Annotated in this window: 11 protein-coding genes; 7 read left to right on the forward strand and 4 right to left on the reverse strand. The window is 73.6% G+C overall.

Going from position 1 to position 17,569, the window contains the following annotated elements; all coding sequences use genetic code 11:
• Positions 1 to 8 precede the first annotated feature (8 nt).
• From ACWCYY_RS02265 to ACWCYY_RS02290, 6 genes are all read left to right on the forward strand, one after another.
• Complete coding sequence (locus tag ACWCYY_RS02265; RefSeq protein WP_449794823.1) at positions 9 to 1,016, forward strand: ABC transporter permease; 1,008 nt, start codon at positions 9 to 11, stop codon at positions 1,014 to 1,016.
• Positions 1,013 to 2,002, forward strand: a complete 990-nt coding sequence (locus tag ACWCYY_RS02270; RefSeq protein ID WP_345279547.1) for an ABC transporter permease — start codon at positions 1,013 to 1,015, stop codon at positions 2,000 to 2,002. Before ACWCYY_RS02265 ends, ACWCYY_RS02270 begins: the two co-directional genes overlap by 4 nt.
• Positions 1,999 to 2,994: an ABC transporter ATP-binding protein gene (locus ACWCYY_RS02275; RefSeq protein WP_345279545.1), complete on the forward strand. Its 996-nt coding sequence runs from the start codon at positions 1,999 to 2,001 to the stop codon at positions 2,992 to 2,994. The genes ACWCYY_RS02270 and ACWCYY_RS02275 overlap by 4 nt, the downstream gene beginning before the upstream one ends.
• Complete coding sequence (locus tag ACWCYY_RS02280) at positions 2,991 to 4,004, forward strand: ABC transporter ATP-binding protein (RefSeq protein WP_345279543.1); 1,014 nt, start codon at positions 2,991 to 2,993, stop codon at positions 4,002 to 4,004. The genes ACWCYY_RS02275 and ACWCYY_RS02280 overlap by 4 nt, the downstream gene beginning before the upstream one ends.
• A 248-nt stretch (positions 4,005 to 4,252) precedes the next feature.
• On the forward strand, positions 4,253 to 6,634 hold the full coding sequence (locus ACWCYY_RS02285) for a collagenase (protein WP_449794824.1): 2,382 nt from the start codon (positions 4,253 to 4,255) through the stop codon (positions 6,632 to 6,634).
• A gap of 142 nt (positions 6,635 to 6,776) precedes the next feature.
• Positions 6,777 to 8,573, forward strand: a complete 1,797-nt coding sequence (locus ACWCYY_RS02290) for a glycoside hydrolase family 36 protein (RefSeq protein WP_449794825.1) — start codon at positions 6,777 to 6,779, stop codon at positions 8,571 to 8,573.
• Between the two features lie 236 nt (positions 8,574 to 8,809).
• On the opposite strand, the gene ACWCYY_RS02295 is transcribed toward ACWCYY_RS02290, so the two are convergent.
• From ACWCYY_RS02295 to ACWCYY_RS02310, 4 genes are all read right to left on the reverse strand, one after another.
• Positions 8,810 to 10,588 (reverse strand): helix-turn-helix domain-containing protein, encoded by a 1,779-nt coding sequence (locus ACWCYY_RS02295; protein ID WP_449794826.1) that lies wholly within the window; start codon positions 10,586 to 10,588, stop codon positions 8,810 to 8,812.
• Between the two features lie 273 nt (positions 10,589 to 10,861).
• Positions 10,862 to 13,231, reverse strand: a complete 2,370-nt coding sequence (locus ACWCYY_RS02300) for an immune inhibitor A domain-containing protein (protein ID WP_345279577.1) — start codon at positions 13,229 to 13,231, stop codon at positions 10,862 to 10,864.
• Between the two features lie 167 nt (positions 13,232 to 13,398).
• The gene (locus tag ACWCYY_RS02305; RefSeq protein ID WP_449794827.1) at positions 13,399 to 14,055 is read right to left on the reverse strand and encodes an HAD family hydrolase; all 657 of its coding nucleotides are present in this window, start codon (positions 14,053 to 14,055) and stop codon (positions 13,399 to 13,401) included.
• Positions 14,056 to 14,122: 67 nt separating this feature from the next.
• Positions 14,123 to 16,195: a prolyl oligopeptidase family serine peptidase gene (locus ACWCYY_RS02310; RefSeq protein WP_449794828.1), complete on the reverse strand. Its 2,073-nt coding sequence runs from the start codon at positions 16,193 to 16,195 to the stop codon at positions 14,123 to 14,125.
• An 83-nt stretch (positions 16,196 to 16,278) separates the two neighbouring features.
• Here ACWCYY_RS02310 and ACWCYY_RS02315 point away from each other — a divergent pair, with 83 nt between their 5' ends.
• A complete protein-coding gene (locus ACWCYY_RS02315) occupies positions 16,279 to 17,448 on the forward strand; it encodes an aminotransferase class V-fold PLP-dependent enzyme (RefSeq protein WP_449794829.1) in 1,170 nt (389 codons plus the stop codon).
• Positions 17,449 to 17,569: the final 121 nt, after the last annotated feature.

Raw genomic sequence — 17,569 nt, forward strand, 5'->3', positions numbered from 1 at the left:
GAGTCCGCATGACCGCCCCGCTCTCTCCGTCCCGGGCCGGTGCCGACGGCACCGACGGGACCGGGGGAGCGGGGGCGGCGGCCAGTCCCGCTGCCCCCGCCTCCACCACCGCTCAACCCCCCGCCTCCCCATGGCGGTTGGCCTGGCAGCGGCTGCGCCGCCAGAAGGCCGCGCTGACCGGCTTCGGCATCATCGCCTTCTTCGTCCTGGTCGCCCTGCTCGCCCCGCTGATCACCATGATCAGCGGCCACGGCCCGGCCGACACCGACAAGAAGGCCATCAACTCCTACCTCGGCGGCCTGCCCAAGGGCAGCTTCGGCGGGATGAGCCCCGACCACTGGCTGGGCGTCGAGCCCGGCCTCGGCCGGGACATCTTCGCCCGCCTGCTCTACGGTGCCCAGATCAGCCTGCTGGTGGCCTTCGCCTCGGCGGCCCTGATCACCGTGATCGGGGTGACCCTCGGCATCCTGGCCGGCTACTTCGGCGGCCGGGTGGACACCGTGATCAGCCGGTTCATGGACGTCATGATGTCCTTCCCCACCCTGATCTTCATGATCGCGCTGCTCTCGGTCGCCCGGGACGTCAACCGGGTGCTGCTGCTGATCATCGTGATGGGCGTCTTCAGCTGGCCCTACATCGCCCGCGTCATCCGGGCCCAGACGCTCTCGCTCAAGCACCGCGAGTACGTCGAGGCGGCCAGGGCCAGCGGCACCTCCTCGGGCCGGATCCTGCTCACCGAGATCCTCCCCAACCTCTCCGGCACCGTCATCGTCTACGTCACGCTGGCCATCCCCGGCCTGATCGGCACCGAGGCGGCCCTCACCTTCCTCGGCGTCGGCGTCCGGCCGCCGACCCCCTCGTGGGGCCAGATGATCGCGGACTCGGTGCAGTACTACAAGGTCGACCCGATGTTCTTCGTCCTGCCGAGCCTCTGCCTCTTCCTGGTGGTCCTCGGCTTCACCCTGATCGGTGACGCGCTCCGCGACGCCCTCGACCCGAAGGGCGGCAAGGCGTGATCTGGTTCCTGATCCGCCGTCTGGTCGGCATCGCCGCCACGCTGTTGGTGATCTGCGCGCTGACCTTCGCGGTGTTCTACCTCTTCCCGGCCGATCCGGCCGCCCAGTTCTGCGGCAAGGACTGCTCCACCGAGCGGATCGAGATGGTCCGTCAGCAGCTCGGCCTGAACGACCCGTTGATCGTCCAGTTCGGCCGCTACCTGGTCGGCATCTTCGCCGGCCAGACCCTGGGCAGCGGGCCGTACGCGGTCCAGTGCGACTTCCCCTGCTTCGGCTACTCCTTCCAGAGCGCCCAGCCGGTCTGGGACCTGATGATGGACCGCTTCCCGGTCAGCGCCTCGCTGGCGCTGGGCGCGGCGGTCTGCTGGCTGGCCCTGGGCATCTCGGCCGGCGTGGTCTCCGCCCTCAAGCGGAACACCTGGATCGACCGCACCGTGATGGTGGCCACCATCGGCATCGCCGCGCTGCCGGTCTACTTCACCGCGATGATCCTGCTCTACGTGGTGGTCTCGGTGCTCGGCCTGATGCCGCTGCCCCGGTACATCGCCTTCGGCGAGGACCCGGTCGGCTGGCTGCGCAACCTGATCCTGCCGTGGATCACGCTGGCGCTGCTCTCGGCCGCCCTCTACGCCCGGATGACCCGCAACTCGGTCATCGAGACGATGGAGGAGCCCTTCGTGCGCACCGCCCGGGCCAAGGGCCTGCGGGAGCGCCGGGTGGTCGGGCGGCACGGGCTGCGGCCCGCGCTCACCCCGGTGGCCACCATGCTCGGCCTGGACCTCGGCGGCCTGCTGGCCGGGGCCCTGATCACCGAGCAGCTGTTCAGCCTCCCGGGCGTCGGCAAGCTCTTCGCCGACTCGCTCAACAAGGCGGACCAGCCGGTCATCATGGGCGTCACCCTGCTGGCCTCGTTCTTCATCGTGACCTCCAACCTGGTGGTCGACCTGATGTACGCCTGGATCGACCCGAGGGCGAGGCTCTCATGACCGCACTGCTCGAAGTCACCAACCTCGAAGTCGAGTTCAACACCGCCGAGGGCGTCGTCAAGGCGATCAAGGGCGTCGACTTCACCGTCGAACGGGGGAGGACCCTCGGGATCGTCGGTGAGTCCGGCTCCGGCAAGTCCGTCACCTCGCTGGCCGTGATGGGCCTGCACCGGGGTGCCAAGGTCACCGGCTCGGTGAAGTTCGACGGCACCGAGCTGATCGGCGCCCCCGACGAGACCGTGCGCAAGCTGCGCGGCCGCCGGATGGCGATGGTCTTCCAGGACGCGCTCACCTCGCTGCACCCGTACTTCACCATCGGCGACCAGATCTCCGAGGCGTACCGGGAGCACTTCGGCGGCAGCAAGAAGGCCGCCTGGGCCCGGGCCGTCGAGGTGCTCGGCGACGTGGGCATCCCGGAGCCGGCCCGCCGGGCGGGGGAGCACCCGCACCAGTTCTCCGGCGGCATGCGCCAGCGCGCGATGATCGCGCTCGCGCTCTCCTGCGAGCCGGACCTGATCATCGCCGACGAGCCCACCACCGCACTGGACGTCACCGTGCAGGCCCAGGTGCTGGAGCTGCTGATGAAGCTCCAGCAGGAGCGCGGGCTCGGGGTCATGATGATCACCCACGACCTCGGCGTGATCGCCCGGGTCGCCGACGAGGTCCTGGTGATGTACGGCGGCGCCGCAGCCGAACAGGCCCCGGCCGACACGCTGTTCACCACCCCGCGGCACCCGTACACCCGGGGGCTGCTGGACTCGCTGCCGCGGCTGGACGCCCCGGAGGGGGAGGCCCTGCGCTCCATCCCGGGCTCCCCGCCCTCGCTGCTCAACCCGCCGCCCGGCTGCGCCTTCCAACCGCGCTGCCAGGTCTACGCGGCGGAGCCCAGCGAGCTCTGCACCGCCGGCCGCCCGCCACTGCGCCTGGTCGCCCCGGAGCACCGCAACGCCTGCGTCCGTGACGCGGCCGACCTCGACGGGGTGACGGCATGACCACCACCGAAGTGACCACCGAGGCCGCCCGGGCCACCGGGACCATCCTGACGGCCGAGAACCTGGGCATGACCTTCCCCGGCCCGCGCTCCGGCCTGCGCCGCAGCGCCGGGATCAAGGCGGTGGACGGCGTCAGCTTCGACGTCCGGGCCGGCGAGACCCTGGGCCTGGTCGGCGAGTCCGGCTGTGGCAAGTCCACCACCGGGCGGATGCTGGTCCGGCTGCTGGACCCGACGGCCGGTCAGGTCTCGTTCCAGGGCAAGGACATCACCCGCACCGGGCAGCGCGAGCTGCGCCCGCTGCGCAGCAAGCTGCAGATGATCTTCCAGGACCCGTTCGCCTCGCTGAACCCGCGGCAGACCGTCCAGCAGATCATCTCGGCCCCGCTGCGCGCCCAGGGCCTGGCCACCGCGGCGATCCGCAGCGAGGTCCGTGACCTGGTCGACCTGGTCGGGCTGGCCCCCGAGCACCTGGAGCGCTACCCGCACCAGTTCTCCGGCGGCCAGGCCCAACGCATCGGCATCGCCCGGGCGTTGGCGACCCGCCCGGAGCTGGTGGTGGCGGACGAGCCGGTCTCCGCGCTGGACGTCTCGATCCAGGCGCAGATCGTCGGGCTGATGGAGCGGCTCCAGCGGGAGCTGGGCGTGGCCTACGTGTTCATCGCGCACGACCTGGCGGTGGTCAAGCACATCAGCCACCGGGTCGCGGTGATGTACCTCGGGCGGATCGTCGAGATCGGCGACAAGCAGGACGTCTACGACAACCCGGCCCACCCGTACACCAAGGCGCTGCTCTCCGCGGTGCCGCTGCCCGACCCGGCTGCCGAGCGGCGCCGGGAGCGGATCGTGCTGCTGGGCGACCCGCCCAGCCCGGCCAACCCGCCGAGCGGCTGCACCTTCCACCCGCGCTGCCCCAAGGCGCAGGAGATCTGCCGCACCGAGCGGCCGCTGCTCCAGATCACCGCCACCGGCGGCGGCCGGCAGGCCGCCTGCCACTTCCCCGAGGCCTGACCCCGCGTCAGCACCTCCGCTCCGGGGCCCGACGGCGCGTCGGGAGCCCCGGCCCCCGGCCCCGGCCGCCGTCCTCCTCCCCATGGGACGGCGGCCCGGGCCGGGCACCATCCGCACCACCCGCACCACCTGCTCCACCCACGACCTCCCCGGTCCTCCGGGCGGCCTGGCCGACGGCCCCACCCGATCCGGCCCGCACCCACGTCCGAGCGGACACCGCCCCACCTCCACCCCCCACTGGAGCCCCCGTGCGAACCTCCCCTCGAACGGCGCGCAGAGCGCTGCTCGCGGCCGCCCTGGCCGCGACCCTCACCCTTCCGGCCGTGCAGACGGTGCAGGCGGCCACCCAGGCCGCCCAGGCGACCCAGCCCGCCCCCGCCGCCGCCCCGGCCACCTTCCGGGCCGAGACCCCACTCCCCACCGGCTACGACGAACTCGCCCACCAGGGCGACGCGGTGGCCCGTACCGGCGCCTCCGCGCCCGCTCCCGGCGGCGGTTCGCTGGGCGGCACGCCCTTCCCGGGCGCGATGCCCCAGCGGGTCGGCGCCCCCGCCCCGACCGCCGCCGAACTGGCCGCCCCCACGGCCGTGGTGCGGACCGCGGCCGGGGTGCCCTGCACCCTGGACGGCCTGACCGGCCTCGGCCCCGCCCAGCTGGCCGACTTCCTCACCGACCCCGCGGTCAAGGGCGACGACTGCCTCAAGTCCCTGCTCTGGACCTGGGACGCGCGCTTCGCCGTCACCATGGACGGCGCCCACGTCCGGGCGGTGGCCGACCGGATCGTCCAGCAGGTGCCCAGCGAGGACGGCAGCGGCCGGGCCCACCTGTACGAGCTGTTCTACTTCCTGCACGCGGCCGCGTACCACGACTTCACCCAGGCCGGGATCGACATCACCGAGACCGCCACGGCCGCCGCCGTCCGGCGCGCGGTGGACGCCTGGGCCGCCGCCCCGCTGGCCTTCGCCGACACCGACCAGGCCGGGCTGACCACCCGGGAGATGACCATCGCGGCCGGCTCCACCGGCCAGCGGCAGTACCAACTCGCCCTGGCGAAGCGGGTGCTGGCCAAGTTCGGCCCCGGCACCCGGGTCGCCGACAGCTGGGCCTGGGGCACCGCGGGCCTGGCCGCGCTGAACCTCAACTACCTGGGCGTCAACAACCGGGACGCCGCCTTCCTCGTGCAGGTCACCGCCGACGCCTCCTACCGGAGCGCGTTCCGCGGCTTCGCCGGGTACGGCCACCTCAAGGGCACCCAGAACGAGTGGCTGGCCCGGGACGCGATGGCCGAGTACGGCCGCTTCGGCGAGCTCCCCGAGCTGAAGGCCGGGGTGGTCGGCGAGCTCGGGTGGCTGCTCTCCACCACCGCCCGGGTCTTCGGCGAGCTCTCCGGCCCCTGGGTGAAGGTGGTCGGCTGGGCCAACGCCTTCGGCGTCTGCCAGCAGTACGACGTCTGCGCGGCCAAGTACGACGCCCAGGTGTTCCCCTACACCTACAGCTACGACAACGGCGCCATCCAGGTCCGCACCTCGCTGGACCGGGCCACCGTCGACCGGATGTACTACGCGAGCAAGCAGGTCAAGACCCAGTTCCTGCGGGTGCTCGGCACCGACGCCCCGCTCGACGGCGACCCGAACGCCACCCTCAACATCCGGCTCTACCCGACCCGTTCGGCCTACGAGCTCTACCACCCGCTGCTCACCGGCATGGGCACCGCCAACGGCGGCATCTACATCGAGCGCGGCGCCACCTTCTACACCTACCAGCGCACCACCGCCGAGTCGTACCTGACGCTGGAGGAGCTCTTCCGGCACGAGTACGTCCACTACCTGAACGGCCGCTGGGCCACCCCCGGCTACTTCGGCGACGCCCGCTGGTACGCCGGCGACCGGCTCACCGCGATGGACGAGGGCACCGCCGAGTTCTTCGACGGCTCCACCCGGGACGGCGGGGTGAAGGTCCGTCAGGCGCTGGTCGCCGCCCTGGCCCGGGACGAGGCGGCCGGCATCCCCCGGCTGAGCGTCGCGGAGCTGCTGCACGCCCGGTACGACGACGCCCCGGCCTTCCACTTCTACAACTACGCCGGGACCTTCTTCGAGTACCTCTGGGCCGAGCGCCCCGCCGAGCTGCGCGCCATGTACGCGCTGATGCGGGCCGACGACCCGGCGGGCTTCGACGCCTGGCGCGACCGGATGGGCGCCGACCAGGCGCTCCAGGCGGGCTACGACGCCTTCCTGACGGCGCAGAGCGCCCGGGTCCAGGACCTGTACGTGCCCAGCACCTCGTTCACCGCCAACGGCTACCTGCGCTACGCCTACGCCTCCGAGGTGCAGGCCGCGATCGCCTCGGCCACCGCCAACACGCCCACCTGCAAGGACAACGGCGACTGGGCCAACAAGCCGATGCGCTTCGTCTGCGAGGGCCGGATCACCGCCAACCTGGCGAACGCGGCCGATCCGGACCAGCTCTTCAAGGACATGTCCTCGACCGTGGACTACTTCATCCTCACCCGGACCAAGGGCGTCGCCAACAACCTGGACGACATGAACTGCTGGTTCGGCCCGGTCGAGGTCTGGCCGGGCGGCAAAGCCGGCACCTCCAGCTACACCTGCGAGGGACCCCTGCGCAGGTGACCAGACCCCCGGTCGGACGTGGCGGGGAACCGTGACGGCGGGCCACGTCCGACCGGGTCCAACCCATCAACTCCCGCGCGGGGCGGCCGTCCTACCGCTTCTGCGGCCGCACCGCGCGGGTCCCACGAAAGGCACGACTGACGTGACTCAGGCACCCCAGCCGCTCAGCTGGGACGGCAGCGCCCACCCCTCCGGCCGGACCGAGACCGTGGCGGAGGTCGACCTCGGCCTGCCCGGGGTCCGGGCCAGAGCCGTGGCCGTCGGCGCCGCCCACCTGGCGGTCCGGGTCGTCCCGCAGGCCGAGCCCGGCGTGGTGGTCGTCGAGGCCGCGCCCGAACTCCCCACCGACGAGCAGCCGGTGCGCACCCGGATCGAGTGGCGGCTGCCCTGCACCGGCGCCACCGGCTACTGGACCCCGCTGAGCGGCACCCGCTGGCTGCCCCCGTCCTGGGCGCTGCCCCGGACCGCCTCGCTGCCCAAGGGCGCCCCGGTCGGCAGCCTGGTCGGCACCGCCGACGCCGCGCTGTGCACCTTCGCGGCCGGTGAGACGGTGCTGCCGGTCTCGATCGGCGAGGGCGCGGTCGAGGAGACCGGGGACTTCAGCTTCTGGGTCGAGCACGAGGGCCCGCTGCGCCTGCGCCTGGACCTGAGCGGCCGTCACTTCGCCGACACCGTCCGGGACTGCGCCGCCTGGTGGGCCGAGTCGCTGCCCGCCTCCACCGTGCCGGACGCCGCCTTCGACCCGGTCTTCTGCACCTGGTACGCGCTGCACCTGACCATCACCGCCCCCGAGGTGGAGCGCCTGGCCGCGCTGGCCGCCCCGCTCGGGTTCGGCGCGCTGATCGTGGACGACGGCTGGCAGACCGACGAGGTGGGCCGCTCCTACGCCACCACCGGCGACTGGCAGCCCGCCCCGGCCGGCTTCCCGGACTTCGCCGACCACGTCGACCGTATCCGCAAGCTGGGGCTCAACTACCTGCTCTGGCACGCGCTCCCGTTCCTCGGCGACCGCAGCGCCGCCCAGGCCGAGCTGGCCCCGCACACCCTGGCCCACCTGCCGATGCTGGAGACCTCGGTGCTCGACCCGCGCAGCCCGCTGGTCCGGGCCCACCAGGTCGAGCGCCTCGCCGCGGCGGTGGAGCGGCACGGGGTGGACGGCCTGAAGATCGACTTCATCGACACCTTCCTGCGGGAGGCCACCACCGCCTCGCCCGACCCGGACTGCACCGAGGTCGCCGAGGGCGTCCGCCGCCTGCTGGAGGAGCTCGACACCCGGCTGCGGGCCACCCGGCCCGAGGTGCTGATCGAGCACCGCCAGCAGTACATGGGCCCCGGTCTGTGGCCGTTCGCCACCATGGTCCGGGCCACCGACTGCCCGCACAACGCCACCGAGAACCGGGTCCGCTGCGCCGACCTGCGGCTCACCGCGGGCCCGCTGGCCGTGCACGCCGACCCGCTCACCTGGCACCCGGGGGAGGAGCCGGCGCAGATCGCGGTCTTCCTGATCTCGGTGCTGTTCGCCACCGCCCAGGTCTCGGTGGACCTGTCCGCGCAGAGCCCGGAGCAGCTGGCCGCCGTGCGGTTCTGGCTCTCCGTCATGCGCGAGCACCGCGATCTGCTGCAGCGCGCCGAGTTCCGCCCGCACCGCCCCGAGCTGGCCTACCCGCTGATCGAGGCCCGGGACGGCGGGGCGCTGGCCTTCGGCCGCTACGGCGCGCTGCCGGTGCGGGTCACCGGGGAGTGGGAGTCGCTGCTGCTGGCCAACGCCGAGGCGGACACCCTGGTCCGGCTGGTCTTCGACCGGGTGCCGGGACGCTTCTCGGTGCTGGTGCAGGACGCGCTGGGCGGGGAGGTGGCCGCGACCACGGCCTCGGTGGAGGGCGTGGAGTTCACCGTGCACGTGCCGCTGGGCGGTCTGCTGACGCTCCGTCGGGGCTGACACCGGCGCTTTTCGTGGCCCGGTTCGGAGGGTGGGGGACCTCCGGACCGGGCCGCCCCCGTTGTCCACCGGGCGGGGTGGTGCCCCCGCCCGGTGAACACCTCTGTGCACCAGGCGGGTCCGACGGAGGGAACCGTAGCAGCGGGACCCGCCTGGTGAGCTCGTGTCCCCGACGGTACGCCCGCCGACACCTCGTCAGGTACCGCACGAGTGCACGGTCGCCGCCGCGGGAGCTGTCACCTGTGCACGGTCACCCCGGGGTCGGGCAGTGCCAGCTCCCCGAGCGCGGCGAAGGCCAGCACCACCTCGTACACCCCGCCGCCCCCGGCGAGCAGTTGACGCTGCAGCAGCCGCTCGGCCGCCCGCAGGTGCTCCCGGACGGTCTGCGCGTGCAGTCCGAGCTCCCGGGCGGCCCGCTCCACCCCGAGGTCGGCGCGGACCCAGGCCAGCAGGGTGGAGCGCAGCTCGCGGCCGTCCTCCGCCAGCCGCCCGAGCAGCCCGTCGGCCCAGTCCGCCACCGGGGCGGCAGCCAGCAGCTCGCCCAGGCCGGGCGCCGGGAGGCCCGCCCCGGCGGCCACCGCGCAGGCGGCCACCGAGGTGGAGGCCTGCAGCGCCAGGTGCAGCACCGTGCGGCCGGCCACCCCGGCCAGGTCCAGGCCGAGCTGCGCGGCCGCCCGGTCCAGCCGGGCCTTCACGGTGTTGCGGCTGATCCCGAGGATGCGCCCGGCGCTCACGGCGGGGAACTCCAGGCCCAGGTGCAGGGTGCCGAGCAGCTGGTCCCGCCCGCTCAGCGGCAGCGCGTGCAGCGGGCGCAGCACCTCCTGCGCCCAGCGCGCCGCACCGCGCGGCTCCAGCACCTGGCCGAGCCGGCTCTCGGCGGCGTACAGTGCCGCCCGCCCCGGCCGCAGCCGGGCCACCGCCAGCGCCCGGGTGGCGTCCCCGTAGGAGCCGGCGGTCTGCGCCAGCGGCAGCCGGCCGCTGCCGCCGAGCGAGCGGTCCGGGCGCCCGGCCACGAACTCGCGCAGCGTCAGGCCGACCCGGTCCCAGCCCTCCTGCTCCTCCTGTCGGGTGCCGTCCTCGCGCAGCGGCGCCACCACGATCAGGTGCTGCTCGTAGGCCGGGCAGCGGACCACCAGTGCAGTGGGGCCGAGCGCCTCCCGGCACCGCCGGGCCAGCTCGTCCCGCTCCGGCGCAGGACCCTCCAGTACGTAGACCCGCTGCTCCTCGGCGTCCAGCAGGCCGGGGGAGAGGCCCTCGCCGGTGCGCTGGGCGAGCGTCACCTCACCGCCCATCAGCAGCTGGAAGACCGCGACCCGCAGCGCCGCCTTGACCTCCTCCAGCCGCTCCCGGTCCGCCTCCGCCTGCCGCACCCGCACCAGCGGCGCGATCAGGTCGGCGGCGTGCGCGACCAGGGCGGCGGCCCGGGCGTCGAAGGGCTCGGTGCGACCCACCGCCAGGACGGGGTACGGCCGGCTGCCGCCGACCGTGGTCAGCCGCACCCGGAGCGGGCCCGCGTCCAGGGCGGCCGCCCGCAGCCGGCCGTCCGTCAGCTCGCGCACCGTCGGCGCGGCGGCGGCGAGCAGGTGCTCCGTCCCGGCCGGGGCCGTCACGGCGGGCTCGCCGGGCCGGCCGGTGGTCAGCCGCACCGGGCCGCCGACCGCCCGGGCCAGCCACTCCACCAGGCGCTCCAGCCGCTGGTCGGCCCGCCCGCCGGGCTCCCGCAGGTGGGCCAACAGCTGGGCCAGCTCGGCCTGTTCGCCCTGCACCTCGCGCAGCCGGGCGTCGCCGATCCGGCGGGCCACCCGCAGCCAGCTCCGCTCGTCCTCGACCGCCAGCAGGGCCAGGCCGTGCCGCGCGGCCCCGGCCCGGTGCCCCTCGCTGGGCTCCGCCGCGGTGACCGCCACGGCCGCCGCCCGCCCGGCGGCCAGCCGGGCGAAGTCCCGTTCCGTCGCCTGCGGCGGCACCCGCACCAGGCGGTCCGCCACCTCCTCGTCGGGTTCGGCGACCCCGGTCACCGAACGTTCCGCTCCCGTCCCGCCGATCAGCCGCAATCCCGGCACATCGGTCAGTGACCCCACAGTGGGCAAGGCCCCTCCTCGGTACACGCGCTGCTACGTGAGCCCCGGCCGTGCCTGCCGTCGAGTTGACGTTCCCTCAGGCCGCCGACCCCCGATCGACCTGCGCCGATCGTACGCACCACGGCCGGAGCCCCGGTCCGCAGGGTGTGCGGACCGGGGCTCCGGTTCGTGCTGCTGACGGGTGGTCAGCGAGGTTGGTGCAAGGGCGGGTCAGGAGGCGGGGCCGACCCGGACGGTGGTCAGCTTGCCGCCCTGGGTCTCCCGGACGACCTCGATCTTGGTGTTGGTGTTCGGGACGGCCACCGCGTGCTGCGGGAGCGCCGGGTCGCTGTAGACCCCGGTGCGGTCGTTGAAGACCGGCACGGCCGGCTTCGACGGGAAGGCGTTCAGCACACCGGCCTTGTGCAGGGTGAACTCGGTGGTGGGCTGGAGCGAGAAGGTCGCGTCGTAGGTCTGGGCGCGGCCGTTCACCAGGGTGCCGTCGGAGAACTTCATCGGCTGCGGGTGGGCGTCGATCGGGAGGATCAGGCCGCCGCCCGGGTGGTCCTTGGTGTTGTTGTCCAGGTAGCTGGTGTCCCAGAGCCAGATCAGGACGCCCTCCTGGTACGGGTAGGTGTCGATCACGTTGGTCTTGCCCGCGACCCCGGAGTACCCGAAGTTGTACGGGCCGGTCTTCAGGAAGGCGCCGTAGCCGACGTAGCGGCGGTTCTCCACCACGTAGGCGCGCGGGTGCTCCTTGACGGAGTCCTTGCCCTTGAGCGGGGTGAAGCCGTTCAGCACCCAGTCCTGGTTGCCGTTCTCCGCACCGTCGTTGAGGATCTCGACGCCACCGGCGGTGATCTTGACGGCGTCGACCAGCACGCCCTTGCCGTGGGTGTTGGAGTCCGAGGTGACGTGGAAGCGCAGCTGCACCTTCTGGCCCAGGTAGGCGGTGAGCGGGATGCCCACCTGCCGCCAGGCGTTCGACGTGCCGCTGAAGCCGGGGACGTTGGCCGCGGTGTTGGTGATCGGCGAGCCGTCCACCGTGCCGCCCAGGGCCTTCCAGGTCTTGCCGTTGTCGGTGCTGGCCTCGACGGTCAGGAAGTCGTAGTCCTGCTCGATGTCGTACCAGGTGGCCGCCGACAGGTTCGCGCTGCCGGTCTTCCCGGTCAGGTCGACCGTGCGGGAGAGCGAGTTGTCCAGGTAGTCGCCGGTGCCGCTGTACCACTGCGAGGCGCCCTCGAAGGGGTCGGCCAGCGTCGTGGTCTTGGTGACCGGGGGCAGGTGCACCAGCACCGCCTGCGCCTGGTCGGTGTTGTAGCCGCTGACGCCGAGCGCGTGGCTGGACCGGGTGGCGGCCTGCGCGTCGTCGTAGTTGAGCCAGCCGAACTGCAGCTTGCTCCAGGCGTCCAGGTCACCGGGGTACTCGCCGGTGGTGTTCTTGCCCTTGCCCAGGTACGAGGCCGAGGACATCAGGGACCAGAAGTTGACGCTGTTGTCGCCGCCGCTGGTCGGGTACAGGTCCGGCAGGCCGAGGTTGTGGCCGTACTCGTGCGAGAACAGGCCCACGCCCGAGTTCTCGCCGCCCTGCACGTAGTCGTAGGCGTAGAGGCCGGAGTCGCCGAGCGGCGCGCCGCCGATCTTGTTGCCCTCCGGGCCGACCTGGCCGGACGGGTCCGGCAGGGCCCAGGCGCGGTGCGCCCACATGGCGTCGCCGCCCTGCGCGCCGCCGCCCCAGGTCTCGTCGACGCCCGCGTGGACCACCACGAGGTTGTCGATGTACCCGTCGGGCTCGTTGAAGTTGCCGTCCTTGTCGAAGTCGTAGCGGTCGTAGACGTCGTACTGCTTGAGCTCGTCCTTGACCGACTGCGCGGTGCGGCCCTTGGCGATCTCGCCGTCGTACCAGGCCTTGGTGGCGTCCCGGATGAACTCGTGCGCCTGGGTCCACGCACCGCCGCCCTGCGGGCCCTTGTTGGACCCGTAGCGCGCCTCGTTCCACGGCAGCGTCACCCAGTCGGAGACGGTGCCCTCGATGTCGTACCGGCCCGAGGACTGGGTGCGGTAGTAGTTCCGCATCGAGTTGGCGCCGGCCGTGTCGTCGAAGAACATCTGCTGGTAGTACGACTTGGAGAAGTCGTTCTTCCAGAAGGTGTGGGTGTCGCTCTTGTCCGGCTTCGGGATCGCGTTGTGGCGCGGGCCCGGGGTGCCGGCGTAGCGGGGGACGCCGTTGTACAGCGTGGTGTTGTCGACCTGGTCGCCGAACTGGGCCAGGATGACGAAGACCTTGTCCTTGCGCTCCTGCGCGAGCTGGACGAAGTCGTTGCCGATCTTCACCTGCTTCGGCGCGGTCTTCGCCGAAGTCTTCGCCACGGCGCCCTTGTTGAGCTGCTCCAGCGCCTTGGTGCGCAGCGCCTGCCGGACCTTCTCCTGCGGGGCGAGCGGGGCCTGCGGGGCCTCCTTGGCCTCCAGCCCGCCGCCGGCCTGGGCGTCCTGCGACTGGACGGGGGGAGTGGGGAGCGGGGCGGCGGCGGCGATGCCGCTGCCGATCAGCGAGGCCGCTATCGCGCTGGTGGTCAGTGCAGCGAGGGCCGCTGCGGTCATTCTGCGCAACTGACCGGTCCTTTCCGGACGGGGGTGGTCGGGTGAGCGAGGGTAATATTTCACATGTCATCCATCACACGGAACCCCTCTGACTACCCGAATTTCCCACCGGAAACACGGAGGGCCCCGCCGCACCCTTCCGGGGGCGGCGGGGCCCTGACGGGCCGTCAGGCCGTCAGCCGGCCGAGGAGTTCCGGCAGCCGCCCGATCAGGGCGGTCGCCCCGGCCCCGGTCAGCTTCGGCCCGGGGGTGAGCGCGGTGTAGCCGAGCACGTCCATCCCCGCGGCCCGGGCGGCCAGCACGCCGTTCGGGCTGTCCTCGACCACCAGGCAGTCGGCGGGCGCGACCCCCAGGGCGGCCGCCGCGTGCAGGAAGAGGTCCGGGGCCGGCTTGCCCACGCCGCCCACGTCCTGGGCGCTGAACACCGACCCCGCCGGCAGCAGCGGCCGCAGGCCGGTCCGCTCCAGGGTGAGCTCGATCCAGGCGTGGTCGGAGGAGGAGGCCAGGCAGTACGGCACCCCGCGCCGGCCGAGCTCCGCGAGCACCTCGGCCGCGTCCGGGGTCGGGGCGAGCTCCTCGCGGAACGCGGCGAACACCCGCTCGTGGCAGCGTCGTTCGAAGTCCTCCGGCAGGGTGCCCCCGTACCGCCGGGCCACCACCTCGTGGACGTTGCGCCCCGCGTTGCCGAGGAAGTCCCGGAGCGAGTCCTCCAGGGTGGTCGGGTAGCCGAGCTCGGTCAGGTACCCGGACAGGATCCGGTGCGCGGTCGGCTCGCTGTCCACGAGCACGCCGTCGTTGTCGAAGATCACCAATTGGTAGGCCATCGGCGAAGGCTAACCGGAGCGGGGCGGTCCGGTGGAGTGCTTTTCCATCGGACCGCCCCGCCGTCCCTCAGCCCAAGTGCGAGCGGATGAAGGCCAGTTCGGCCTCGGTGACGAGCTCGTTCATGCCGTCCGGGGTCATGTGCGAGACGCCCGGGAGCGGGAGCACCGCGTGCGCGCGGCCGGCCGCGTGCAGGGCCTCGGAGAGCAGCAGGGTGTGCGAGGGGTGGACGTTGTCGTCGGCCAGGCCGTGGATCAGCAGCAGCGGGCGGGTGAGCGCGGGGGCGTCGTCGACCAGGCAGTCGGCGGCGTAGCCCTCGGGGTTCTCCTGGGGGAGGCCCAGGTAGCGCTCGGTGTAGGCGGTGTCGTACTGGCGGAAGTCGGTGGGCGGGGCGCCCGCCGCGGCGGCGTGGAAGACGTCCGGGCGGCGCAGCACCGCGAGGGCCGCGAAGTACCCGCCGTAGGACCAGCCGCGGACGCCGACCCTGCTCAGGTCGAGGTCGGGGTGGGTCTCGGCGAGCGCCTGGAGCGCGGCCACCTGGTCCTCGATCGCGACCGCGGAGAAGCGCCGGAAGATCGCCTTCACGAAGGCGGGCGAGACGAACGGGGTGCCCCGGTTGTCGGTGGTGACCACGGCGAAGCCCTGGTCGGCCCACCACTGGCGGGCCTGCCAGCGGCGCGGCTCGTTGGCCACGGCCTGGTAGCCGGGGCCGCCGTAGACGTCGAGCAGCACCGGCAGGCGGGTGCCGGCCACGTGGTCGCGCGGGTAGACCACCGCGGTGGGCAGGCCCAGCTCGGTCACCCGGGCGAGCTTCGGGGTGACCACGTAGGGCAGCGCGGCCGCGCGGTCCGGGAGGTCGAACTCCTCGCCGGAGAAGTGCAGTCGGCGCCGGATGCCGGTGGGCGTGGCGTGGGTGAGGAGCAGGGTGTCGCCCGCGGTGAGGACGGAGTGCACGCCGGTGCCCTCGGTCAGCCGGGAGAGCGCGCCGCTGTCCGGGTCGAGCAGGAAGACGTGCTGGTCGGCCGGGTCGTCCTGGCCGGCCTCGATCAGCAGGCCGTCCCCGTGCTGTCCGATCACCCGGCGGACCTGGGTCCGCTCGTCGGTGAGGATCTTGCCGTCCAGGGCCACCGCGCGGGCCTCGCCGCCGGGGGTGTCGGCGGAGGTGAGCAGCCGCCCGTCGGACAGCCGGGCCGGGGTGCCGGGCAGGTCGTCGACCCAGAACTCGTCGACGGTGCGCGAGAGTTCGCGGGTCGCGCCGGTGGCCGGGTCGGCGCTGAGCAGCAGCACGTTCTGCTGGAGGCGGTCGGCCACGGTGAGCAGCAGCTCGCCGTCGCCCTCCCAGCCGGCCGCGCAGACGTACGGGTACGCCGCGCGGTCCCAGGCGACCTCGGTGCGGGTGCCGTCCAGGCCGAGCACCCAGAGCCGCAGGTCGACGTTGGGCCCGCCGGCCTGCGGGTAGGCGAAGCTCTCGGGGGCCCGCTCGGGGTGCGACGGGTCGGCGAACCAGCGCAGCGGGAGGGCGGATTCGTCGATCCGGGTGGCCAGCACGGCCCGGCCGTCGGGTGACCACCAGTGGCCCCGGGTGCGGCCGAGCTCCTCGGCGGCGGCGAACTCGGCGACGCCCCAGACGGCGCCGTCGGCCGGGCTGAGCGGCTCGGCGCGGTCGGTCAGGTGCAGCGCGCCGCCGGTCACGTACGCGACCACCGAGCCGTCGGCGTTCGGGCGGGGGTCGAAGGCCGGTCCGGCGACCGGGAGTTCGGTGGTCGAGCCGTCGGCCACGGCGGTGCGGAAGATCCGGCCGTCGAGGGCGAAGACGGCCTGGGCGAGGTCGGAGGTGGCGGCGAAGGAGCCGATGCCGGGGGCCCAGAGCCGGATCCGCTCGCGCAGGCGGCGCTCCAGCACGGGCAGGTCGGCGGGGGCGCCGGTGCGGCCGGGCAGCAGGACGGCGGGGTCGGCGACCAGGTGCTCCTGACGGGTGGTCAGGTCGAACAGCCAGAGTCGGTCCACCGGGTCCTCCGGGCCGGTGGAGCGGAGGAGGAGCAGCCGGGTGCCGTCGGCGGAGAAGGTGACCGCGCGCGGGGCGCCGTAGGTGAAACGGCCGGTGCGGGAGCTGAGGGCGAGGAACTGGTCGGTGTGCGTCACGGCCCGATGGTTGCCCCGGAGGGGGGATTTCGGCTAGAAGTATGCAGTGTGAAATGTCACACATCATCACTCGAGGGAGCCCCATGAGCGACGAACTGCCCCGCCAGATCCAGGGGGCGGCCTCGCTGTTCACCCTCGACCCGGCCGTGGCGCACCTCAACCACGGCTCGTACGGGGCGGTACCGCTACCCGTCCAGCGCGCCCAGGCCAAGCTGCGGGCCGAGCAGGAGCAGGACCCGGACGGCTGGTTCCTGGAACTGCCCGACCGGATCGCCCGGGCCCGTGCCCGGGTGGCCACCGCCCTGAACGCCCGCCCCGACCGGATCTCGCTGGTCACCAACGTCACCGAGGGCGTGGCGGTGGTGCTCGACTCGATCCCGCTCGCCGAGGGGGACGAGGTGCTGGTCACCGACCACGGCTACGGCGTGGTCACCCGCGCCGCCGAGCGCCGGGCCGACGAGAGCGGCGCCCGGGTCCGCACCGTCCGGCTCTCGGTCCACACCCCCGACCAGGAGGCCGTCCGCGAGCGGATCCTGGCGGCCGTGGACGAGCGCACCAAGGTCGCCGTGCTCGACCTGGTCACCTCGCCGACGGCCCGTCAGATCGCCGACCCGGTACTGCTGGCGGAGCTGCGCGCCCGCGGCGTGATCACCGTGGTGGACGCCGCGCACGCGCCCGGCATGCTCCCGGTGGACCTCGGCGAGCAGGCCGGCGGCGCCGACTTCTGGGTCGGCAACCTGCACAAGTGGGCCTTCACCCCGCGGGCCGCCGCGGTCCTCGCGGTGGCGGGCGGCTGGCGCTCGCGGATCCGGCCGCTGATGTTCTCCTGGGAGCACGACCGCGGCTTCCCCGGCCGGGTGGAGTGGCGCGGCACCGCCGACTACACCCCCTGGCTGGCCGCGCCCACCGGCTTCGCCCTGCTCGACCAGCTCGGTGCCGAGCGGGTCCGCGCCCACAACGAGGCCCTCGCGGTGTACGGGCAGCGGCAGTTGGTGGAGCGCACCGGGCTGCGCTTCCTGCCCGGCCTGCCCGGCGCGGCGATGCGGGCGGTCCGGCTGCCCCCGGGCTGCGCGGAGAGCGACCACACCGCCAAGGCGCTGATGGTGGCGATCCGGCGGCGGTTGAACGCCCGGGTGGCGATCCGCCCGTGGTCCGGCGGCGGGGTGCTCCGGGTGAGCGCCCAGGTCTACAACCGCCCGGAGGAGTACCGGAACCTGGCGTCCGGTCTGGTGGAGCTGCTGGACGGCCGCTGAGCGGCTGCCCGTCGAGCCCTCGGGTTCCCCCGCTCCTGGGAGCCCGAGCCGCGGTGGGAGGGGATCGTGGCCCCCTCCCACCGCCCCCGTCGGAGGCCCGCTGTGCGGCCGGGCCTCCGAC

This window comes from Kitasatospora sp. NPDC001664, from assembly GCF_053596675.1.